General features: G+C 66.1%; 23 protein-coding genes and 1 pseudogene. 13 read left to right on the top strand and 11 right to left on the bottom strand.

Annotated elements, in window-relative coordinates; all coding sequences use genetic code 11:
- The first annotated feature begins 1 nt into the window (after position 1).
- A complete protein-coding gene (locus tag Q5Z10_RS05495; RefSeq protein ID WP_303638253.1) occupies positions 2-595 on the top strand; it encodes an SMI1/KNR4 family protein in 594 nt (197 codons plus the stop codon).
- 106 nt (positions 596-701) lie between these two features.
- Here the strand turns inward: Q5Z10_RS05495 and murD are convergent, their stop codons facing one another.
- The 3 genes from murD to Q5Z10_RS05480 all read right to left on the bottom strand — a co-directional run bounded on the left by murD (position 702) and on the right by Q5Z10_RS05480 (position 6,118).
- Entirely contained in the window at positions 702-2,111 is a 1,410-nt protein-coding gene (gene murD, locus Q5Z10_RS05490) for a UDP-N-acetylmuramoyl-L-alanine--D-glutamate ligase (protein WP_303638252.1), read from the bottom strand.
- A complete protein-coding gene (gene murL / locus Q5Z10_RS05485) occupies positions 2,092-3,444 on the bottom strand; it encodes a UDP-N-acetyl-alpha-D-muramoyl-L-alanyl-L-glutamate epimerase (protein WP_303638251.1) in 1,353 nt (450 codons plus the stop codon). Before murL ends, murD begins: the two co-directional genes overlap by 20 nt.
- Before the next feature lie 79 nt (positions 3,445-3,523).
- On the bottom strand, positions 3,524-6,118 hold the full coding sequence (locus tag Q5Z10_RS05480; protein ID WP_303638250.1) for a bifunctional aspartate kinase/diaminopimelate decarboxylase: 2,595 nt from the start codon (positions 6,116-6,118) through the stop codon (positions 3,524-3,526).
- A gap of 75 nt (positions 6,119-6,193) precedes the next feature.
- On the opposite strand from Q5Z10_RS05480, the gene Q5Z10_RS05475 reads away from it, so the two are divergent.
- The gene (locus Q5Z10_RS05475; protein ID WP_303638249.1) at positions 6,194-7,063 is read left to right on the top strand and encodes a PhzF family phenazine biosynthesis protein; all 870 of its coding nucleotides are present in this window, start codon (positions 6,194-6,196) and stop codon (positions 7,061-7,063) included.
- A gap of 97 nt (positions 7,064-7,160) precedes the next feature.
- Positions 7,161-8,039, top strand: a complete 879-nt coding sequence (locus tag Q5Z10_RS05470) for a PhzF family phenazine biosynthesis protein (protein WP_303638248.1) — start codon at positions 7,161-7,163, stop codon at positions 8,037-8,039.
- A 79-nt stretch (positions 8,040-8,118) separates the two neighbouring features.
- Here the strand turns inward: Q5Z10_RS05470 and Q5Z10_RS05465 are convergent, their stop codons facing one another.
- A complete protein-coding gene (locus Q5Z10_RS05465) occupies positions 8,119-8,550 on the bottom strand; it encodes an OsmC family protein (RefSeq protein ID WP_303638247.1) in 432 nt (143 codons plus the stop codon).
- 364 nt (positions 8,551-8,914) lie between these two features.
- On the opposite strand from Q5Z10_RS05465, the gene Q5Z10_RS05460 reads away from it, so the two are divergent.
- The 4 genes from Q5Z10_RS05460 to Q5Z10_RS05445 all read left to right on the top strand — a co-directional run bounded on the left by Q5Z10_RS05460 (position 8,915) and on the right by Q5Z10_RS05445 (position 11,218).
- Complete coding sequence (locus Q5Z10_RS05460) at positions 8,915-9,313, top strand: HU family DNA-binding protein (RefSeq protein ID WP_108748848.1); 399 nt, start codon at positions 8,915-8,917, stop codon at positions 9,311-9,313.
- A gap of 316 nt (positions 9,314-9,629) precedes the next feature.
- A complete protein-coding gene (locus Q5Z10_RS05455; RefSeq protein WP_303638246.1) occupies positions 9,630-9,938 on the top strand; it encodes a DUF3861 family protein in 309 nt (102 codons plus the stop codon).
- Positions 9,939-9,994: 56 nt separating this feature from the next.
- On the top strand, positions 9,995-10,540 hold the full coding sequence (locus Q5Z10_RS05450; protein ID WP_303638245.1) for a hypothetical protein: 546 nt from the start codon (positions 9,995-9,997) through the stop codon (positions 10,538-10,540).
- 81 nt (positions 10,541-10,621) lie between these two features.
- Entirely contained in the window at positions 10,622-11,218 is a 597-nt protein-coding gene (locus Q5Z10_RS05445; protein ID WP_303638244.1) for a YceB family lipoprotein, read from the top strand.
- Positions 11,219-11,250: 32 nt separating this feature from the next.
- Here the strand turns inward: Q5Z10_RS05445 and Q5Z10_RS05440 are convergent, their stop codons facing one another.
- Positions 11,251-11,793, bottom strand: a complete 543-nt coding sequence (locus Q5Z10_RS05440) for a type 1 glutamine amidotransferase domain-containing protein (RefSeq protein WP_303638243.1) — start codon at positions 11,791-11,793, stop codon at positions 11,251-11,253.
- A 171-nt stretch (positions 11,794-11,964) separates the two neighbouring features.
- Positions 11,965-12,432, bottom strand: a complete 468-nt coding sequence (locus Q5Z10_RS05435) for an SET domain-containing protein (RefSeq protein ID WP_303638242.1) — start codon at positions 12,430-12,432, stop codon at positions 11,965-11,967.
- 186 nt (positions 12,433-12,618) lie between these two features.
- Here Q5Z10_RS05435 and Q5Z10_RS05430 point away from each other — a divergent pair, with 186 nt between their 5' ends.
- The 5 genes from Q5Z10_RS05430 (at position 12,619) to Q5Z10_RS05410 (ending at position 17,920) form a co-directional block, all read left to right on the top strand.
- Complete coding sequence (locus Q5Z10_RS05430) at positions 12,619-13,074, top strand: SUF system Fe-S cluster assembly regulator (protein WP_303638241.1); 456 nt, start codon at positions 12,619-12,621, stop codon at positions 13,072-13,074.
- A gap of 17 nt (positions 13,075-13,091) precedes the next feature.
- The gene (gene sufB, locus Q5Z10_RS05425; RefSeq protein WP_117309728.1) at positions 13,092-14,567 is read left to right on the top strand and encodes a Fe-S cluster assembly protein SufB; all 1,476 of its coding nucleotides are present in this window, start codon (positions 13,092-13,094) and stop codon (positions 14,565-14,567) included.
- A 73-nt stretch (positions 14,568-14,640) separates the two neighbouring features.
- The gene (gene sufC, locus Q5Z10_RS05420) at positions 14,641-15,405 is read left to right on the top strand and encodes a Fe-S cluster assembly ATPase SufC (RefSeq protein ID WP_303638240.1); all 765 of its coding nucleotides are present in this window, start codon (positions 14,641-14,643) and stop codon (positions 15,403-15,405) included.
- A complete protein-coding gene (gene sufD / locus Q5Z10_RS05415) occupies positions 15,405-16,667 on the top strand; it encodes a Fe-S cluster assembly protein SufD (protein ID WP_303638239.1) in 1,263 nt (420 codons plus the stop codon). Before sufC ends, sufD begins: the two co-directional genes overlap by 1 nt.
- On the top strand, positions 16,664-17,920 hold the full coding sequence (locus Q5Z10_RS05410) for a cysteine desulfurase (protein ID WP_303638238.1): 1,257 nt from the start codon (positions 16,664-16,666) through the stop codon (positions 17,918-17,920). Before sufD ends, Q5Z10_RS05410 begins: the two co-directional genes overlap by 4 nt.
- Before the next feature lie 177 nt (positions 17,921-18,097).
- Here the strand turns inward: Q5Z10_RS05410 and Q5Z10_RS05405 are convergent, their stop codons facing one another.
- From Q5Z10_RS05405 to Q5Z10_RS21390, 5 genes are all read right to left on the bottom strand, one after another.
- Positions 18,098-18,400, bottom strand: a complete 303-nt coding sequence (locus Q5Z10_RS05405; protein WP_303638237.1) for a hypothetical protein — start codon at positions 18,398-18,400, stop codon at positions 18,098-18,100.
- A 348-nt stretch (positions 18,401-18,748) separates the two neighbouring features.
- Positions 18,749-19,345 carry an RHS repeat domain-containing protein gene (locus Q5Z10_RS05400; RefSeq protein WP_303638236.1) on the bottom strand — a complete coding sequence of 199 codons (597 nt, stop codon included), beginning with the start codon at positions 19,343-19,345 and terminating at the stop codon, positions 18,749-18,751.
- A 373-nt stretch (positions 19,346-19,718) separates the two neighbouring features.
- Positions 19,719-20,225, bottom strand: coding sequence for a hypothetical protein (locus Q5Z10_RS05395; protein ID WP_303638235.1), 507 nt, complete (start codon positions 20,223-20,225; stop codon positions 19,719-19,721).
- A 111-nt stretch (positions 20,226-20,336) separates the two neighbouring features.
- Positions 20,337-20,726 (bottom strand): hypothetical protein, encoded by a 390-nt coding sequence (locus Q5Z10_RS05390; protein WP_303638234.1) that lies wholly within the window; start codon positions 20,724-20,726, stop codon positions 20,337-20,339.
- Positions 20,698-21,174 carry a DUF6973 domain-containing protein gene (locus tag Q5Z10_RS21390; RefSeq protein ID WP_442758939.1) on the bottom strand — a complete coding sequence of 159 codons (477 nt, stop codon included), beginning with the start codon at positions 21,172-21,174 and terminating at the stop codon, positions 20,698-20,700. The genes Q5Z10_RS05390 and Q5Z10_RS21390 overlap by 29 nt, the downstream gene beginning before the upstream one ends.
- 32 nt (positions 21,175-21,206) lie before the next feature.
- Between Q5Z10_RS21390 and Q5Z10_RS05385 the strand changes: the two are divergent.
- Positions 21,207-21,386: pseudogene (locus Q5Z10_RS05385) on the top strand (aminotransferase class V-fold PLP-dependent enzyme); the annotation flags it as partial.
- Positions 21,387-21,528 lie beyond the last annotated feature (142 nt).

Here is a 21,528-nt window from a genome sequence, read left to right as displayed (position 1 = left end):
GATGACACGTATTGATCGCTTCCTGTCCGGCCTGATCCCACGCCTGCCCGCCGACGATGCCGCGCAATGGGCGTTCGTCCACGGCGCAACCGCCGAAGACCTGCAACGGCTGCGCGCGCAGTGGCCGCAGGTGCCGGACAGCCTGCTGGCGCTGCTGGCGCGGGTGGACGGCACGCACTTCCGCGCGTATCCCGGTGGCCAGGTCGTGGTCTACATGCTGGGTTCGGATGTCGAGGAGGGCAGCTACCCGTACTACCTGCGCTCGGTCGCACAGATCTTCGAGGACCAGCAGCAGTGGGACGACAGCATCCGCTCGATCTACGAGGAGTGGCTCGACGAGGAACCGGACATCCTCGGCGCCGGCATCGATCCCGACCTGCCGATGAGCCGCCGCCTGTGCTTCTCGCACTGCATGAACAACGGCGGCACCTCGATGCTCTATCTGGATTTCGACCCGGCACCGGGCGGCACGGTCGGCCAGGTGGTGCGCTACCTGCACGATCCGGACAGCTATGCGGTCATCGCGCCCAGCTTCGATGCCTACCTGCAGCAGCTGATCGACGGCGACTACGCGTTCATCCACGACGACTACTGAACCCTGCGCACACCGCGCGCAAGGGCCGCCGCGCGCGGGCGTTGCTGTACAGGAGTTCCACGCCGTGCGTGGATGCCACTCCCTGGCAGCCGGCCAACAACCGGCGCTACCCGATACCCAATCCCGGAATCGCGCTGATGCTGTCCGGGTCGAATCCGGCCAGTTCGGCGAAATGGCGGCCCCGGGCGACGTAGTCGCGGTAGGCACCGAAGCTGGGCGCGCCCGGCGACAGCAGCACCACCCCGCCCCGCGCGCCCAGCGCCGCGCGTGCCAGCGCCATGGCCTCGGGCAGATCCGCGGCAGCATGCAGGCCGAAGCGGCCGGCATCGGCCAACGGCTGCAGCATGGCGTGGATGCGCGGGCCGTTGCTGCCCATGGTCACGATCTCCACCGGCGGCACGTCGTGCGCCATGTGCTGCATGAAACCGGTCCAGTCCAGGCCACGGTCGTGCCCGCCCACCAGCAGCGCGATGCGCTGGCCGGCAAAGCATTCCAGCGCGGCCAGGCTGGCATGCGGCGTGGTGCTGATCGAATCGTTGACGTAGGTCAGGCCACCCGCCGCGCCGATACGCTGCAGGCGGTTGGGCAACGGACGGAAATCCCGCACCGCCGGTGCCAGCGCCACCGCATCCAGCCCCAGCGCTTCCAGCGCGGCCAGCACCGCGCACAGGTTGCCGCGGTTGTGGCGGCCAGGCAGCGGCGTGTCGCGGGTATCGAACACGGCCTGTTCGCCGCGGTGCACGATGTCGCCGCGCATGTGCCAGCCCTGCGGCTGGTTGAACCACACCACCTCGCTGTCGGGCAATGACAGCGCGGCCAGATGCGGATCGGCGGCGTTGAGCACGGCAACCCGCGGCGCCGCTTCGGTCACCAGCCGCAGCTTGTCCTCGATGTAACGCTGCTCGCTGCCGTGCCAGTCCAGGTGTTCGGGGAACAGATTCAGCACCACCGCCACCTGCGGGCGGGCGCCACTGCGCGCCACTTCGCCGGTCTGGTAGCTGGACAGCTCCACCGCCCAGTACGCGGGTGCGGGCCGTGGGTCGAGCACTTCCAGCAGCGGCAGGCCGATGTTGCCGACCAGGCCGGTGCGGTGGCCGGCCGCACGCAGCAGGTGCGCCACCAGCGCGGTGGTGGTGCTCTTGCCCTTGGTGCCGGTCACGCACACGGTGTCGTGCACGATGCCATCGTCGGCCGCGTGTTCGGCGAACCACAGTGCGGTGCCACCGATGAAGGCGGTGCCCTGCCCTGCCGCCGCCAGCGCGATCGGCTGGTAGGGGCTGATGCCGGGCGACTTGATCACCACCTCGAACGCGGCCAGCGCCTCGGCCGAGGGCTCGCCACGCACATCCAGCGCGCCCTGCGTTTCCGCACGCGCCGCCTCGGCTTCGGCGGCCGGGCAGAACAGGCTCAGGGCCAGCGTGGGCAGGCGCGCGCGCAGCACGGCAAACGCCGCACGGCCCTCCCGCCCCCAGCCCCACAGCGCAACGCGCTTTCCCTCAAGCTGCGAAATCTTCACGTACCTGTTCCCACAGCGCGGCCGGAATGCGGTGCTCGCCCTGCAGCTGCAGCAGCGGCGCCAGCTCCAGCTCGGCAGCGTCCAGCTGCGGCTGGATCTCGTTGCAGAAACGCTTCACCAGCACATCTTCCTTCCACTCCGGGCGCTGCGCCAGGGTCGCCATCGCCGCACGCGATTCGCGGCCTTCGCCCACGCATTCGAACGGCTTGTGGTCCTGGAACTCCAGCAGCGCGTCGAAGCCGCCGGCCTGCTCGATGTCGTCCAGCAGGTTGCGGCCGAAGATGCGCACCAGGCGGGTCTTGGGCATGAACGGCGCCAGCGCCAGGAACACGAAGTGGCACTTCGGGCACACGCCGCACCAGCGGTTCACCGGGCGCTCGCCGAGGATGTGGAAGTTGCGGTTGCAGCTGGAGAAATGCGCGTCGTAGAAATCACTCTTGGCGAACTGGCGGGCCACCGCCAGCTCGGACATCGGCCGCAGCAGCGAGTAGTACTGCAGATCGGCAGCCACCTGCTTCTGCACATGCGCGCCGAAGGCCTGCTCGAACGCCCAGCCCTTGGACCACTGGTGGTTCACTTCGCCGGTGCCCGGAATCTGGCTGCCATAGCTGGCCGAGCGTTCGTTGGAGAACACCACCTGGTCCACGCCCTGCAGCAGCGCGGCCAGCACCATGATCGCCGAGTTCACCGCGGTGACCGGAATGTGGCCGTTCCACGCGCCCTGGCGGTTGAGTTCGAACAGCTCCGGCGCCAGCGCGCGCCCCAGGTTCAGGGTCGGCAGGCCGGTGCGCTCGGCGCAGGCACGGATCAGCTGCGAACCGCCGATCCAGGTCACCGTCTCGTCCACGCCGGCACGGCGCAGCGCTTCGATGCTGACCAGCGAATCCTTGCCACCGCCGATGGCCACCAGCGCATGCGGCTGCAGGCCCAGCACCGGCGCCGGCACCGCTTCGCCCTGTACCGGCAGGCGGAAACGACCGCGCAGGTTCAGGCCGTTGCGGTAGGCGAATTCACCCAGGCCGTTGAGGTAGATGGTCTCCACCAGGGCTGCAGTACCGGCATCGATCGCATAGCTGTCGATGCTGACGGTATCGGGCACCCCGGCCTTGTAGTAGCTGACACCGGCAATCAGGTGCAGCAGCTGCAGCGCGCGCTGTACCGCTGCCGCGCGTTCCGTGTCCAGCACGAACGGGGCGCCGGGCACGGTGATGGTTTCCACCATCTCCGGGCCGTCATCGAAGGCATAGACCAGCTGGGCCACGCCGGTGTCCGCGGCGAATTCGCAGCGGACGAAGCGGAAGCGGGAAACCTGGTGTTTATCGAAAGCAGTCATGGTGTATCCGGTCAGGCACGCCCCCGCGCAGCAGCGCGGGGCATGTCGGTGGGCGGGTGCAGCGCGCGGAAGGCGGCGATCATTCGATCACGTCCTCGCGCGGCATCGCGCGCTGGTTGTAGGTGTTGGACATCACATAGCCGTAGGCACCGGCATCGGCGATCAGCATCACATCGTCCGGCGCGGTCGACACCGGCAGCTTGCGGCGCTTGCCGAACACATCGCTGGATTCGCAGATCGGGCCGACCACATCGAAGGCGGCCTCGGCATAGCCGCCCTGGCGGCTGAGGTTCTCGATGTCGTGCCAGGCGTCGTACAACGCCGGACGCATCAGCGTGTTCATGCCCGCGTCCAGGCCGACACGGCGCACGCCGTCCTTCTCCACCACCTGGGTGGCGTGGGTCAGCAGCACGCCCGACTCGGCCACCAGGTAGCGTCCCGGCTCGATCGCCAGGCGGAACGCCGGGTGCAGCGCCTTGACCTCGGCCAGGCCCTCGGCCCAGGCCTCCAGGTCGAACGGCTCATCCTCATCGCTGTAGGGAATCGGCAGGCCGCCGCCGATGTCGATGGTCTGCACGCTGCCGATGCGACGGGCGAAACCGGCCAGCTCATCGCACATCAGGCGCCAATGCTGCGCGGTTTCCACGCCGCTGCCGAGGTGCGCGTGCAGACCGACCACGCGGCTGCCCAGTTCGGTGGCAGCGCGCACGAAATCGTCCACGCGGGCAATCGGCAGGCCGAACTTGGAGTCCTTGCCGCCGGTACGGACCTTGGCGTGGTGGCCCTCACCGCGGCCCAGGTCGACGCGCAGCCACAGCTCGCGGTTGCGGAACAGGTCCGGCCAGCGCTGCAGCGCCTCCACGTTGTCCACGGTGACGGTCACGCCGAGCGCGAACGCGGCCTCGTACTCGCTGCGCGGGCAGAAGCTGGGGGTGAACAGCACGCGCTTGGGCGACAGTTCCGGGATTGCCTGGAACACATGCTTCAGTTCGCCGTGCGACACGCACTCCAGGCCGAAGCCCTCCGCTTCCAGCAGCTGCAGGATCGCGGGGTGGCTGTTGGCCTTGATCGCGTAGTAGCGCTGGTCGATCGGCTTGATCGCGGCCAGCGCGCGCGCGCGGGCACGCACGGTCGGCAGGTGATAGACATAGCGCGGTGTACCGGCATCGGCCAGCTGCAGCAGGTGGGCACGCTGGCCCCGCCACCACGGCGTGCCGCGCGGGCGCACGGTGCCGGCAATCTCACGCCAGCGCGGACCGAACACCTCGGTCTCTTCCACCGGCATCGCGCCGCTGTCGATCAGCTCGGCATGCAGGATCGGCAACAGGCCATCGGCATCGGCTTCGTCGATGACGAAGGTCAGGTTCAGGTCGTTGGATGACTGCGAGATCATGTGCACGCGTTCGCGACCGAAGGTGGCCCACACGTCCGACAGCTTGTGCAGCAGCGAACGCATGCCCAGTCCGACCAGGGTGATCGCCGCGCACGGCACGATCACCTTCACCTTGCAGATCTGCGACAGGTCGGCCGACAGCGCGGCCAGCACATCGGTATTGACCAGGTTCTCCGACGGATCCAGCGATACGGTCACGTTGGTTTCGGCCGAACCGATCAGGTCCACCGACAGACCGTGCTTCTTGAACAGCGCGAATACATCGGCCAGGAAGCCGACCTGCTGCCACATGCCGATGCCTTCCATCGACACCAGCACGATGCCGTTGCGGCGGCTGATCGCCTTCACCCCCGGCACCGGCGCGGCATTGCCATCGATGCTGGTACCCGGCAGTTCCGGGCGCTCGGTATCCAGGATGGCCATCGGCACGCCGGCGTCGCGGCATGGCTTGATCGAACGCGGATGCAGCACCTTGGCACCGGTGGTGGCGATTTCCTGCGCTTCGTAATAGTCCAGGCGGGTCAGCAGGCGTGCATCCGGCACGTCCTTCGGATTGGCGCTGAACATGCCCGGCACATCGGTCCAGATTTCCACACGGCTGGCACCCAGCAGCGCGCCGAAGTAGGCGGCCGAGGTATCCGAGCCGCCACGGCCGAGGATGGCGGTGCCACCATCGGCGTGCCGCGAGATGAAGCCCTGGGTGATCAGCATGCGGGTCGGCTGCGCGCGGAAACGCTGCATCCAGTCCGCATCGGCGCGCCACTGGCAGTTCACCGACAGCCGCTGCGACCAGTCACTCTGGTTCGGCTGCGGCGGCATCGCGTCCAGCCACTGGCGGGCATCCATCCAGCCCATGTCCAGGCCCGCCGCACGCAGGTACGCCGCGCCCAGCGTGGACGACAGCAGCTCGCCCTGGCCCAGTACCTCGGCCTGCCACGGCAGTGGCCGGGTGGCGGCGCGTGGATCATCCAGCAGTCCCTGCAGCGCGGCCAGGCGCTCGGCCAGCACGTCGGCGCCCAGCCCCAGTTCCTGCAGGAACGCCTGGTGGCGTTCGACCAGGGCCGCCACGCGGTCCCGGCTGTCGGCGGCGCCATCGGCGATCGCGGTCAGTTCGTTGGTCACCCCGGACAGCGCCGACACCACCACCAGCACACGCGAGCCGGTCTCCTCCGCCCGTTTTTTCGCCAGCGTCCCGATCGTGTCCCAACGGTGGCGACGCGACACCGAGGTGCCGCCGAACTTCAGTACGATCCAGCGATCGACAAGGGGGGAAGCTGACATGGATAGGCTATGTGTAATGTGGGGAAGCCGCCCCTGGGGGCGGAACCTTCGATTCTAAGCCCAATACCCCCGCCAATGGCCGTCTACCGCTACCTCCAGCTCGATGTCTTCGCCCACCGTCCCGCCACCGGCAACCCGCTGGGTGTGGTGCTGGATGCCGATGGACTGACCACCGACCGCATGCAGGCCCTGGCGGCCTGGCTGAACCTGTCCGAGACGGTGTTCTTCCTGCGGCCCACCGCGAGCGATGCGGATTACCACATCCGCATCTTCACCCCCGGCAGCGAACTGCCCTTCGCCGGCCATCCCAGCGTGGGCGCGGCCTGGGCTGCAGTGAGCGGCGGCCTGGCCCGGCCCCGCGACGGCACCCTGCTGCAGCAGTGCGCGGCCGGCCTGCTGCCGGTGCGGGTAAGCGGCACCGCCGAAGCACTGCACATCCAGCTGCAGAGCCCGCCGGCGCGGCGGCTGGCCCGTGCGCCGGGCGCCGTCCCCGAGGCACTGCTGGCGGTGGCCGCCCCCGGCCATGCACCGGAACTGTGGGACAACGGCCCGCGCTGGTGGCTGCTGCCCCTGCGCGATGCCGCGGCCGTCCGCACGCTGCAACCGGACATGGCCGCGCTGCGCGACTGGAGCAACGCCACCGGCGCGCTGGGCGTGGCGGTGTTCGCCGACGAGGTGGGTCCGGACCACACCCGGGTGGTCCGCGCGTTCTGCCCCGCCGACGCGGTGAATGTGCCGGAGGACCCGGTGACCGGCAGTGCCAACGCGCTGATCGGCGCCTGGCTGCTGCAGCATGGCGTGCTGCCCGGCGGCGGCCGCTATGTGGCCAGCCAGGGCCGCGAGGTCGGCCGCGACGGGCGCGTGCACGTGCAGGTCGATGCGCAGGGCACGGTGTGGATCGGCGGCCAGGTACAGGCGGTGATCGACGGGCACATCCACTGGTAGCGCGGGGCCATGTCCGGCGGCCTCGCAGCGCCGCGCTGCGCGCTCGCGTGACATGGCCCCGCGCTACCATTTCCCCATTTCGCTGGAGCTACCCCTGATGTCCGCACGCCGTTTCCTGCAACTGGATGTATTCTCCCCGCGCGCCGGCGCCGGCAATCCGCTGGCGGTGGTGCTGGACGCCGAGGGCCTGGACGACAGCCACATGCAGGCCATCGCCCGTTGGACCCGCCTGCCGGAAACCACCTTCGTGTTCCCGCCGCAGGCGCCAGGCACCAGCTACCGGCTGCGGATGTTCAGCCCGCAGAAGGAAGTGCCGTTTGCCGGCCACCCCAGCGTCGGTACCGCGCATGCCGTGCTGCATGCCGGCCTTGCCGTGCCGCAGGATGGCCTGCTGGTACAGGACGGCATTGCCGGCGCGCTGCCGCTGCAGGTGAGCGGTGAGGGCGAACAGCAGCGGATCGCGATCCGCACGCCGCGCGCACAGCTGGCGGAAACCGCGCAGGCCAGCGATGACCGCCTGCAGGCCGCCCTGCGCGGCTGGCCGCTGGGCGCGCTGCCACCGGCCCGCATGCAGGGCGGGCGCAGCTGGTGGGTGGTAGCAGTCAGCGACGAGGCGGCGCTGCGCACGCTGCAGCCGGATTGGGACGCCATTGCCACGCTGGCCGAATCCACCGACAGCATGGGCGTGTTCGCCTACGCGTTCGCCGACGGCAGCGAAGGGTACGACCTGGCCGTCCGCGCCTTCGTCGGCAACGGCCGGCGTTTCGAGGATGCCGCCTCCGGGGCGGCCAATGCCGTGCTGGCCGCCTGGCTCGACCTGCGCGGTGCGCTGCCGCGCGGCCACCAGCCGTTCGAGGTCAGCCAGGGCCGCGAAGTCGGCCATGATGCCCGGCTGACCCTGCGCGTGGACGAAGAGGGCGAGGTCTGGTCCGGTGGCCAGGTACAGACGGTGATTGCCGGCACCATCGACTGGTAACTGTGCGGCGTGGCAGCGCCGGGCTGTGCCCGGCGTTTTTCCGCTGCGCTCGCCGGGCATGGCCCGGCGCTACCCGCCCTCAAGCCAGCTCGGCTTCCAGGCTGATCGGCACGGCACTCAGCGCCTTGGACACCGGGCAGTTCTGCTTGGCGTCGTCGGCGATCGCACGGAACTGCGCCGCATCGATGCCCGGCACCACGGCCTTCACTTTCAGCCGGATCTGCGACAGCTGCGGACCGCCTTCCATCGACAGATCGACCTTGGCTTCGGTGTCCAGCGAGGTCGGGGTGAAGCCGGCATCGCCGAGCTTGGCCGACAGCGCCATGGTGAAACAGCCCGCGTGCGCGGCGGCGATCAGCTCTTCCGGGTTGGTGCCCTTCTCATCGCCGAAACGGCTGTTGAAGCCGTAACGGGTCTTGTCCAGCAATCCACTCTGCGGCGTGCTCAGCTGGCCCTTGCCCGATTTCAGGTCACCTTCCCAATGTGCGGTAGCGTGTCGCGAGATTCCCATGTCCTGCTCCTGTGGCGATGAACCGTCACCTTGGCATGCACCGCGTTAGTGCTGCGTCGCCCCGTGCTGCGCCGCGCGCCTGTCCCGGGTCATCGGCTGGACACTTCCTCGCCAGCGCCGCAGCTGTTTTTCCCTTGTTTTCAGTCATTTCCGCACGCCGGCCGAGGCATCGGCGAGGTCGGTGCAGTGCACCACGCGCCCCCATCCCGCACTGCCGGCCATGTACTGAATCGGCCTGGATATGAAAAAACATGCACTTTCCGCGCTCCGGGCTATTGGCGGCGCCCGAGAGTTGCCCTACATTGCGCTTGCCGACGGGGTTCGGCGCCGACCAAACAACCAACCGTTCACGGAACAGGAAACCATGGCAAAGACCGCTAAGAAGGCTGCCCCGAAGAAGGCAGTGAAGAAAGTCGCGACGAAGGCAGCCGCCAAGCCGGCCGCTCCGAAGCCGATCAAGGAAGTGCTGACCAAGTCCGGCCTGGTTGCACACATCGCTGAAGCCTCCGGCGTTGTCGCCAAGGACGTCCGCGCTGTGCTGGCCTCGCTGGAAAGCGCCGTCGCCTCCTCGGTCCACAAGAAGGGCGCTGGCTCGTTCACCCTGCCGGGCCTGCTGAAGATCAGCACCGTCAATGTGCCGGCCAAGCCGAAGCGCAAGGGCATCAACCCGTTCACCAAGGAAGAACAGTGGTTCGCTGCCAAGCCGGCCACCACCAAGCTCAAGGTGCGCCCGCTGAAGAAGCTCAAGGACGCTGCGCTCTAAGCGCGCGCCCTGCTTCGGACTGCTGACGGGACGGCTCTGGCCGTCCCGTTTTTTTTTGCGGCGCCTGCAGCGCGCCGCGAGTCCCCGGGGGCGCGCCCATGCCCCGGCCCACGTTGCCTCACCCGGCGCCGCCGCAACACAGCGTTTCCGGCCACCGCGCAATGGTCCGCACAGGCCCGCTGCCATTGGCTGCAACGCGCGTATTCCGGCGCCGGAACGAACCGGGTGGAACACTGCGTGCAGCGCCGGCCGTCGCCGCCGGCCGCTGGCTTGCCTATGGTGGAGACACCCCCTGCCACTACCGCGAGCCCACCCCATGGCCAGCCCGTCCACCCGCTACCGGATCTCGGTGACCCCGATCGAAAAGGACGGGCACCCCTGCACCGGGCGCTGCACCATCGAACTGGAACATCGCGCCAGCCGCGACCTGATGCGGCTGCTGGAAGCGGCGCCACGCACCGCCGGCCTGAGCGGTGATGAGCGCGCCACCCTGGTGGTCGCCACGCAGCTGCTGCGCGACATCGTGCAGCGCCACGCCGACACCGACGGTCACGCGCTTGCGGCGGTGGCCGCACAGGTGCTGCCGGCGCTGGACGCGCTGGAACAGCTGCCGGCATCGCGCTGAGTCCTGCGCAGCCGATACACTGCCGCCTTCCAGGTTGCCTCGGGGAGGAGGCACACATGCGCAGCGCCCTGTGGTGGATGATGCCGTTGACCCTGCTCGGGTGCTCGAACCCGCCCCCTGCGGCCAGCACCGCGCCCAGCGCCGCCGCATCGGTTGCCGAAGCGACGGCTGCACCGGAACTGCAACCGAACCCGGATTCGCCGGCACAGGCGGCAGCCGCAGGCGTTGACCCGCTGTACGCCGCCGTTGCCGCCGGCAGCGAATCACCGGCGACGCTGCTCAACCGCTACATGCTGGATCTGCTCAACCACAACCGTGCCGGCAGCGATGCCGCCTGGGCCTATGCACCGGCCGATCCGCAGCGTGCCGACGACGCGGTACTGCGGCGGCTGCCGGACGTGCGCAGCCTGCGCCTGGACAGCCAGACCCCGCTGGCGCGTGACACCACCCTGCCGCCGCGCCTGCTGGAAGTGCCGGTGAGCGTCCGCGCCGTCACCGCCCAGGGCACCTTCCGCTACCACGGCTGGTACCGGGTGCAGCCCAGCGCCGATGGTCGCGCCTGGCGCATCCAGTCGGCCCAGCTGCAGCCCACGCTGGACTGAACCGCCGTTGCGGCATGCACCCGCGATTCAGCAGGCAAAGCTACTCTGTAGACCTCCCCGATTCCCGTTCCGGTCACCACCATGCGCCTGCGATCCCTGATGACCCGCCTCGCCGCCTCCACCGTGCTGATCGCTGCGGCGATCGGCGCGCAGGCCGCGCCTTCCATTTCCGGCCGCGAACTGTCGGTCGGTGCCAGCGACGTGCAGCAGTATCTGGACGGCAGCTTCCCGCGCACCCAGGATGCCCTGGGCGGACTGATCGCGTTGACCATGAGCCACCCGCAGCTGAGCCTGCCGGCGGGCGAGCGCCTGAACCTGGGCATGGACGTGGCGCTGGCCACCGCCGGCGGCAGCCCCGCCCCACTCGGTACGGTGAAGCTCAGCAGCGGCCTGCGCTATGACGCGCAGACCCAGGGCTTCCACCTGCAGCAACCCAGCGTCGATGATTTCACCCCAGCCAACCAGGGCGGTCGCCTGGACTCGCGCACCCGCGCCCTGCTCAACGCATGGTTGAGCGATTACGCGCAGCGCGAACCGATCTACAAGCTCGACCCGGCCGTGGCCGGCCTGCTTGGCGCCCTGCAGGTAGAGGCCGCGCAGGTGAAGAACGGCAAGCTGGTGGTCACCTTCAACCAGAACCTGGGCAACCTGGTGCCGGCCGGGATTCTCGGCAAGTAAGGCAGCGCCGGGCCATGCCCGGCACTACCGCATTACGCTGCCAGCGCCTTGACCACGGCCTCGCTGAAGGCCGGGATGTCATCCGGCTTGCGGCTGGTGATCAGCGTGCCATCCACCACCACGGCCGCATCGCGCCAGCGCGCGCCAGCGTTGACCAGGTCCTGCTGCAGCGACGGCCACGACGTCACCTCGCGGCCCTTGGCCAGGCCGCTGTTGATCAGCAGCCACGGACCATGGCAGATCGCCGCCACCGGCTTGCCGGCCTCGGCCACGCCGCGGATGAAGCCCAGCGCCGCCTCGTCGGTGCGCAGCGTGTCCGGATTGATGACGCCGCCTGGCAGGACCAGCGCATCGAAGCGCTCGGCGTCGGCCTGGTCCAGCGCCAGGTCCACTGCCACCACCCCTCCCCAGTCCTTGTCCTTCCAGCCCTTGATGGTCGCCTCCTTGGCTGGCGACACGACCGTGACGATCGCCCCCTGCTCTTCCAGCAGGCGCTTGGGTTCGATCAGTTCGGACTGTTCAAAGCCGTGGGTGGCGAGGATGGCAACCTGCTTGCCGGCGATACGTTGTGCCATGTCATGTGCTCCGGGAAAGGGAGCACTCAGGGTCGGCGAAGGGCCATTGAACCGCAGTGACCCGGCCGTGCACGGCAGGTGGAGGCGTACCCCGGTAGCGCCGGGGCATGCCCGGCGGCGTTTGATGTCCCCGCGTTCCGCGCTCGCCGGGCATGGCCCGGCGCTACCCCATCAGCGCTTGGGCTGCAGCATCGTCCCGGTGCACTTGGGCGAGCCGCAGCGGCACTCCCAGATCTTCTTCAGCTTGGCCGTATGGCGCTCGGCCAGGGTGATGCCGTAGTTGTAGGTCAACTCTTCGCCGGCCTTGATATCGCGCAGGGCCTCGATGAAGACCTTGTCGCCCCGGCTGTCACCGTCCTCGTCTTCCTCGATCACGGCCTCGCAGTTCGGATCACAGCTGTGGTTGATCCAGCGCGCGTCGTTGCCCTTGTAGTTGGCATCGATCACCCAGTCGTCGTTGAGGGTGAACAGGAAGGTATGACCACTTTCGACGTCACCGCTGTCGTCGGCGTCGACATCGCCATGGCTGCGCAGCAGGCCCTTGTACTGGATCACGCGCGCGCCCTGCTGGATCGGGGCTACGGCGAACACGCCGTTGCCATGGATGGCGGACTTGCGGGCTTGGATCTTCTTCGGCATCGGCAAGGGACGTTTGAGACGAAAGGAACCCCGATTCTCGCCCATTCCGGGTGATTGCGAAAATCACCCCCATGCCCCAGCATTGGCACCCCCGGCCCGGCCCAAGCGCCCGCTGAATGGCCGGGTTGGATGCCGGCCAATAAAAGCGTACAATTTCAGTCCGCTTTAAGAACCACTCGCATCCCCATGTTGCGCGTCACCAAGCTCACCGACTACGCCACCGTCGTACTGACCGTGCTCGCCGCCCGTCCGGGCGAGGTGCTCAGTGCCACCGAGCTGGCCGAATTCACCGGTCTGGAACCGCCCACTGTCAGCAAGGTGCTCAAGCCCCTGGCCCAGGCCGGTCTGGTCGAAGGCCTGCGCGGTGTGCGCGGTGGCTACCGGCTGACCCGCCCCGCCGTGCAGATCTCGCTGTTCGAAGTGGTCGAGGCCATGGAAGGGCCGCTGGCCCTGACCGAATGCAGCCACGACCATCACCAGTGCGGCATGGCCCCCAAGTGCGGTGCGCGCAGCAGCTGGCGGCTGATCAACGACGTGGTCTCCGAGGCCCTGCGCGATGTCAGCCTGGCGCAGATCCTGCCCCCCCTTCCCCTTGTCGACGAAGAACAGCGCCGCACCATCGCTGTCGACGTCGTCTCCTGATCCGTAGGCAGCCCCCCATGGCCACCGAAACCATCGAAACCGTCGCCAGCGACGACACCCCCAACCGCGAGATCCACGAGCAGCTCGGCCGCAAGTATTCGGCCGGCTTCATCACGGACATCGAATCGGATTCCCTTCCTGCCGGCCTGGACGAGGACACCATCCGCGCCCTCTCGGCCAAGAAGGAAGAGCCGGAATGGATGACCCAGTGGCGCCTGGACGCCTACCGCCACTTCCTGACCATGCCGATGCCGAACTGGGCCAAGCTGCAGATCGCGCCGATCGACCTGCAGGCGCTCAGCTACTACTCCGCGCCGAAGGGTCCGAAGTACGCCTCGCTGGACGACGTGCCGAAGGAACTGCTGGACACCTACGACAAGCTGGGCGTGCCGCTGCACGAGCGCGCCAAGCTGGCCGGCGTGGCGGTGGACGCGGTGTTCGACTCGGTGTCCGTCGGTACCACCTTCCGCAAGGAACTGGCCGAGAAGGGCATCGTGTTCTGCTCGATGTCCGAAGCGATCAAGGAACACCCGGAGCTGGTGCGCCAGTACCTGGGCACGGTGGTGCCGGTGGGCGACAACTACTTCGCCGCGCTCAATTCGGCGGTGTTCTCCGATGGCAGCTTCGTGTTCATTCCCAAGGGCGTGCGCTGCCCGATGGAACTGAGCACCTACTTCCGCATCAACGCCGGCCACACCGGCCAGTTCGAGCGCACGCTGATCATCTGCGAGGACAAGGCGTACGTGTCCTACCTGGAAGGCTGCACCGCGCCGATGCGCGATGAGAACCAGCTGCATGCCGCGGTGGTCGAGCTGGTCGCGCTGGAAGATGCCGAGATCAAGTACTCCACCGTGCAGAACTGGTACCCCGGCGACGAGAACGGCGTCGGCGGCATCTACAACTTCGTCACCAAGCGTGCCGAATGCCGTGGCGCGCGCAGCAAGGTCACCTGGACCCAGGTCGAGACCGGTTCGGCGATCACCTGGAAGTACCCGTCCTGCGTGCTGCTGGGCGACGACTCGGTCGGTGAGTTCCACTCGGTGGCACTGACCCACCACCGCCAGCAGGCCGACACCGGCACCAAGATGATCCACGTCGGCAAGCGCACCAAGAGCAAGATCATCAGCAAGGGCATCAGCGCCGGCCGCGGCCAGAACACCTACCGCGGCCTGGTCAAGGTCGACCGCAATGCCGACGGCGCGCGCAACTACACCCAGTGCGATTCGCTGCTGATCGGCAAGCAGTGCGGCGCCCACACCTTCCCCTACATCGAGGTGAAGAACCCGGGCGCCACCGTCGAGCACGAGGCCACCACCTCGAAGATCTCCGACGACCAGCTGTTCTACTGCCGCGCCCGTGGCATCAGCCAGGAAGACGCGGTGTCGATGATCGTCGACGGCTTCTGCAAGCAGGTGTTCCGCGAGCTGCCGATGGAGTTCGCAGTGGAAGCCAAGAAGCTGCTGGAAGTCTCGCTGGAAGGCTCGGTGGGCTGATCGCCCGCCCTGCCCTCGCACAACGCATTCCTCTTACCGGCGGGCCACGGCCCGCACCACGGAAATCCCCACCATGCTGAAGATCGAAAACCTCCACGCCCGCATCGGCGACAAGGAAATCCTCAAGGGCCTGTCGCTGGACGTGAAGCCCGGCCAGGTGCACGCCATCATGGGCCCCAACGGCGCCGGCAAGTCCACACTGGGCAATGTCCTGGCCGGCCGCGACGGCTACGATGTGACCGAAGGCAGCGTGCAGTTCGACGGCGTCGACCTGCTCGATCAGGACCCGGAAGCGCGCGCCGCTGCCGGCCTGTTCCTGGCGTTCCAGTACCCGGTTGAAATCCCCGGCGTGAACAACACCTACTTCCTGCGCGCCGCGCTGAATGCCCAGCGCAAGGCGCGCGGCGAGGATGAACTGGATTCCATGCAGTTCCTCAAGCTGGTGCGGCAGAAGCTGGCCGTGCTGCACCTGAAGGACGAGCTGCTGCACCGTGGCGTCAACGAAGGCTTCTCCGGCGGTGAGAAGAAGCGCAACGAGATCTTCCAGCTGGCCGTGCTGGAGCCGAAGCTGGCGATCCTGGACGAGACCGATTCGGGCCTGGACATCGACGCGTTGAAGAGCGTGGCCGACGGCGTCAACGCACTGCGCGCGGCCGACCGCTCGTTCCTGGTCATCACCCATTACCAGCGCCTGCTGGACTACATCAAGCCGGACGTGGTGCATGTGCTGGCCGATGGCCGCATCGTCAAGAGCGGCGGCCCGGAACTGGCACTGGAACTGGAAGCGCATGGCTATGACTTCCTGAAGGACCGGGTCGTGCCCGAGGCGGCGGTCTGATGAGCGCCCTGCTCGACTCGATGGCCCAGGCCTTCAACGGCAGCGATGCGCGCCGCGAAGTGCTCGACAGCGTGCTGCGCGACGGCCTGCCCGGCGCACGCAGCGAGACCTGGAAGTACACCTCGCTGCGCCAGCTGGAGCGCCGCGCGTTCGCACCGGCACCGCTGAGCCCGACGCTGCTCGATGCCGCGCTGCTGGACGACATCCCGGCGCCGCGCCTGGTGTTCGTCAACGGCCGCCTCAACGACGCGTTGAGCGACGTGCAGAACCTGCCCGCCGGCGTGCAGCTGGAAACGCTGTCGTCGGCGCTGACCGCAGGCGAGGATGCCGTGCGCTTCCTCGGCCGCCGCTACGAACGCAGCGACGAAGTGTTCGCCCGCCTCAACGCCGCCCTCGCCGATGAAGGCGTGGTGCTGCGCGTGGATGCCGACGTGCAGGTCGAGGTGCCGGTGCAGCTGGTGTTCGCCAGCGTTGCCGCCGACACCGATCTGGCCTGGCACCATCGCCACCTGATCGAACTGCGTACCGGCGCCAGCCTGGGTGTGGTCGAGCACCGCTTCAGCGTGGGCGATTCGGCGCACCTGGACAACACCGTGCTGCACGCCCACGTGGCCCGCGATGCCGTGCTCAAGCACGCCCGCGTGCAGGCTGGCAGCGCGCGCCAGACCACCTTCCTGCGCACCGACGCGGTGCTCGCACGGGACGCGCAGTACCACCGCGTGGACCTGGAACTGGGTGCCGCGCTCAGCCGCCATGAACTGAACGTGCGCCTGGAAGGCGACAATGCCCAGCTGACCGCCAACGGCGTCCTGCTCGGCAACGGCCGTCGGCACGTCGATACCCGCCTGGGCATCGACCATATCGCCCGCGACACCAGCGCCGAGCTGCAGTGGCGCGGCGTGGCCGCCGGCCGCAGCCGCGTGGTGTTCCACGGTGGCATCCAGATCCGCGCCGGCGCCGACGGTACCGATGCCAACCTGTCCAACAAGAACCTGCTGCTGTCGGCCGACGCCGAGATCGATACCCAGCCGACGCTGGTGATCGATGCCGATGAAGTGAAGGCCGCACACGGTGCCACCGTCGGCCAGCTCGACGCCAACGCGCTGTTCTACCTGCGTTCGCGCGGACTGCCGCAGGCCCAGGCGCAGGCGCTGCTGAGCGCCGCGTTCTGCCACGAGCCGCTGAAGGTGCTGCCCGATGCGCTGCGCGAGCAGCTGGCTCGCCGGCTGGACAAGGCACTGGCCGAGGCGGGCGTGGCATGAACCTGTCCACCCCGCGACCGATCGAAGCACGCACCGACGCACCCGACTGGGCGCGCGTGCGCCTGGACTTCCCGCTGTTGATGCGCGAGGTGCACGGCAAGCCGCTGGTGTATTTCGACAACGCCAACACCGGCCAGAAGCCGGTGCAGGTGATCGGCGCGGTGGACGAGTTCTACCGCCGCTACAACGCCAACGTCAGCCGTGCGGTACACGCACTGGGCACCGAAGCCACCGATGCCTACGAAGGCGCGCGCAACACGCTCGCGCGCTTCCTCAACGTGCGCAGCAGTGACCTGGTGCTGTGCAGCGGCACCACCTTCGCGATCAATCTGGTTGCCTATTCCTGGGCGCTGCCGCGCTTGAAGGCCGGCGACGTGATCCTGGTCTCGCGCATGGAACACCACGCCAACATCGTGCCCTGGCAGCTGGTTGCCCAGCGTACCGGCGCGACCATCCGCGTGGCCGAGATCACCCCCGACGGCGCGCTGGACCTGGACGCGCTGCGCGCGGCGATGACTCCCGAGGTCAAGCTGCTGGCCGTGGCCCACGTGTCCAACGTGCTGGGCACCGTGAACCCGGTGCGCGAGATCTGCCGTGAAGCACGCAAGCGTGGCATCGTCACCGTGGTCGATGGCTCGCAGGCCGTGCCGCATCGCAAGGTCGATGTCACCGCCCTCGGTTGCGACTTCTACGCCATCACCGGCCACAAGATGTGCGGCCCGACCGGCACCGGCGCACTGTGGGCGCGCCGCGAACACCTGGACGCGATGCCACCGTTCCTGGGCGGCGGCGAGATGATCAAGGAAGTCAGCTTCGACGGCACCGTCTTCAACGACGCCCCGCACAAGTTCGAAGCCGGCACCCCCAACATCGCCGGTTTCATCGGCCTGGGCGTGGCCGCGCACTACCTGCAGGACATCGGCCTGGAGCACGTGGAAGCACGCGAAGCCGAACTGCTGGCGCACTTCACCGAAGAGCTGCGCAAGGTTGATGGCCTGCGCATCATTGGCGAGGCACCGGAGAAGGCGGCTGTGGTGTCATTCCTGATCGACGGCGCGCACGCGCACGATCTGGCTACCCTGCTGGACCTGGAAGGCGTAGCCGTGCGTTCGGGCCAGCACTGTGCGCATCCGCTGCTGCAGTACTACGGGGTGGCCGCGACCTGCCGTGCGTCGTTGGCGTTCTACAACACGCATGAAGAGATCGAGCGGTTCATGGCTGCATTGACGAAGGTGCGGAAGTTGCTGGGGTGAGGATTCGCCAGAGCCGGGGAAATACGGGAACGCCGCACGGGACTGCGGCGTTTTTTTATGCGCGTGGGACGCAAGCCAGCAGAGGTGAAACTGGGAAATGCAGACTGATGCCAGCAATGGGTCGTTTCATTGTAATGCCAAACCATTCCACCATCAGCGGCCTTGAGACACCGTCTTCTACATGTCAACAAGCATGGATACCCCGGAAGCAATCAAGAAGACGTACATCATCACTCCCCCCCTCAACACCCACCGCTCACCCTGATGGAGCGCCTGTCCTTTGGAAGTGAGGGCGAGCACTGCGATACCACGCAAGCACCTAAGGAACCAGTCAACCTTTATGATTCCGGCTGCAGCAAGCACTTCTGGCCGTTCGCGCTCGATTTTCAGCAACATCCTGTGAGCCGCAAATGCGTTTATCCACATGGCACCCAGAATGATGGAAGCCCAAACGGGGTAACTCTCAACAAGCCATTTCATTTACCTACCCCATTGAGAATTGTGTCATCAAACATCACTTAAACACCCGTGTAAGAGCCTAGACTCGTGCTTGCGCTGAATGTCAAATCCAAGCCCGTGCCGGGGTCAAACTTCAACGCCGCAGATGCGGGACCAGCAGCGAAAGATCCGACTATATCGACTGGGGCATCCACCCCTCCCCACCGAAAACCAACCTTTACAAGATCTGCCGCAGGGAGCCCAGTTAAAGACTTGGATAGCCCGGCCCTCACCCCAACTCCAATCGGAACTATGCCCAAGGCATCCTTTTTGCTTTCCCAATCACGAGTGTAACGAAGTCCTGCTCCATAGGCAGCCACAGCTTCTGTTTCATAGCTCATTTCTGCACCTTGAATGAACAATCCTCTTTTTGCATTCTTTGCGGCGCCCTTTTTGTGAACTCGAACCACCACTGGACACCTGAGCCCCTCCCAAGGTTCCCATCCGTGAGCCGGGAGCCACTCCTACCCCCTTGATCGCGCTTCCGACAGTAGCCACCCGTGGGCTGCGAACCTTTTCATCTGGGGCACGCCCATCCGGATCGGTGAACCTGTAGGGGTTACCGTTTGCATAATAGTAGCGACCGAATGCCACTTCTGTAGCAGAGATGGGATCGACAGACAGAAACGCACTCGTCTCTGGATCGTAATACCGCTGCTCCATGTAACTCAGCCCCGCACCTGAGTCTGTCGCATGCCCCGTATATCCCGGCCCATCCTTCAACAGCCGATTGACTACCGCCCCATACGGCTCATACACCGTACGCTCGATGACATTGCCGCCCGCATCAGTGATCGCCACCGGCGAACCCAGTGCATCGGTGTGGATGTACTCGACGACTTCCTGGCCAGCCGCCGGGGCCACGCAGGCCGCCAGCAGAACCACCGCGAGTACCGCTCGAATCAACAACGAGCTGATTCCCTTCATGTCTTACTCCCAAAGTACGCCGCGGGTGACCGGGAAGCTTGCAGACCACTCGGAACAGCCGCCGGCGTTGCACGCACGTACTCGGTAGTTGCTGGCGCAGTACGTGCCGTTCCTTGATTGCACGTAGGTCTTGGGACCCGCATACAGTGTCTTGCCGCCAGTAGCGGGCGCGAGCTGGTACTCCGTGGCGCCTGCGGAAGCAGACCATCCCACCGTGCATTGGATCTGGTAAGGCCCTGTCTTGCTACTCAGCAATTCGACCAGGAAAATGTGCATTCCGGGCGGTGGTAGCACGACAGAAGCGTTGATGACTTGAACCTGCTGCAGCACGGTAGGCAGAACGCCCCTCAGCCGGTGCATGCAAGGTCGAAATTTAGTTGATGTCCTCGAGATTAAGCAACACCTCTCCGAAGGTCGCACGCTCCACTTCCACCGGCAACCTCAACGACTGCACATCAAGTGGTGCGAATATCTCCCCGAGCAACAGGTCATCGGTCGTTCCAGTCTTCTCTCTATCCTTGAAGGTCCCAGTCACTGACACCCAAGAGTAAGCGTGCTCCTGGAAGATGCGCTCTTGGACGTCCATCGGACCTCTGATCCGGATGGAAGACTCGTCAGTCACCCCCGCCTCGAAAAGCTCCTTGCTTGAACTCAGGACAAACAACGCCCTCGATACACCAAGATAACCCTCGACACGAATTCTGCGACCGTCGAATGCATGAGGATCCTCTGCAAGGGCCCTGAAAGTCGCTCTGCACGCGTTCTGCATTACGCCTCCGCAACTCATCTTGTGCGGAGCTTTATCTTCTGCGGACATTTGACACGCCACCAACTGGCATGCAAGTACCACCACGAAAGCCACGCGTCCAACCTGCTTCATGTGAACACCCCTGAGCTAAAGAGAGCAGCTTTCACCTCAAAACCAGCACATCTAGTGGTCTCGAGTGCGAGCCAGAGCACGCTCATTCCAACCATCTCTCCGCCATCCAAATCAACTCGAAACTTCTCTAATACGGCAAACTCCTCCACCCACATCCGCCTCAACCTTGACATACATATTGTTCGTAAAATACATATCCCCATCGCAAACCAGACTCTTGCCATTCTCAACGTAAAATACAAGGAGAGACGAGTCCATAGTAATCTTGGGATGAACCCTCCTACTCCCACCCGCAGAAATCGATCCCACCCCAATCACACCACCACCAACCTCTAATCTGACATTATAAATCTCCACGCCCCCAGCATTTCTTACGACAACCTCCGGGTCCGAAAACCAGTCACAACCCTGTCCAAAAACAACAAATAGAACAAGATGCAATTTAATTAAGCAGCCCGAATTAATTATCCGCCTAGCGCCAGACATATACTTCAAGCTCATCATTTCCTGCAGCCTCCGAACAAGGAGAAGAACAAACCCCCGATCTTGCAGAAAGATCCCTGCCAATCGCATTGTTATTCAGATCCATCTGCCTGCCTCCGTGCGGACCCTCACCCCAGATTTCGTGATTATCCCCAATCAGTTTCGCGCTCTCGGCACCCATTTCCCTCGCCATCTGGCAACTCCAGGTACAGTGTCGCATTGCATCACCTTGCCCGTAAGACAATCCGGGCAGCCCGCTCAATCTCGCAAGTTCCTTGGCATCTTCCGCCGCGTTGCGTGCCCTCACAGCGTCGACAAACCCTACAAGTTTGATGGCACTACGCGCCTCACTACCCCGACGCTCCGCACTACCCGACTTTACGGCTTCGTCTGAGATGGCCTGATTGGCAGAACTGGAGGGGCGCCGAAGCTTGCAGACCGCTCGGAACAGCCGCCGCCGTTGCATGCACGTACTCGGTAGTTGCTGGCGCAATACGTGCGGTCCTGCTGGACCTGGAAGGCGTGGCCGCGCGTTCGGGCCAGCACTGCGCGTATCCGCTGCTGCAGTGCTACGGGGTGGCGGAGACCTGTCGTGCGTCGTTGGTGTTCTACAACACGCCTGAAGAGATGGAACGGTTCATGGCGGCGTTGACGAAGGTGCGGAAGTTGTTGGGGTGAGTTTTCAGCAGTAGCCGAGGAGCAGAAGAACGCCGCGGGAGACCGCGGCGTTCTTCTTTCTAACGGCTGCCGATGCCTACCTACGGGACGGACAACCCCAAACGTCACCTACACATCACGCACCAGACGAGCAACGACAAGC

It is taken from the genome of Stenotrophomonas sp. 704A1, from assembly GCF_030549525.1.
Lineage (GTDB): Bacteria > Pseudomonadota > Gammaproteobacteria > Xanthomonadales > Xanthomonadaceae > Stenotrophomonas > Stenotrophomonas tuberculopleuritidis.
The sequence above is the reverse complement of the archived record's forward strand: the minus strand, read 5'-3'. Positions and strand labels throughout refer to the sequence as shown.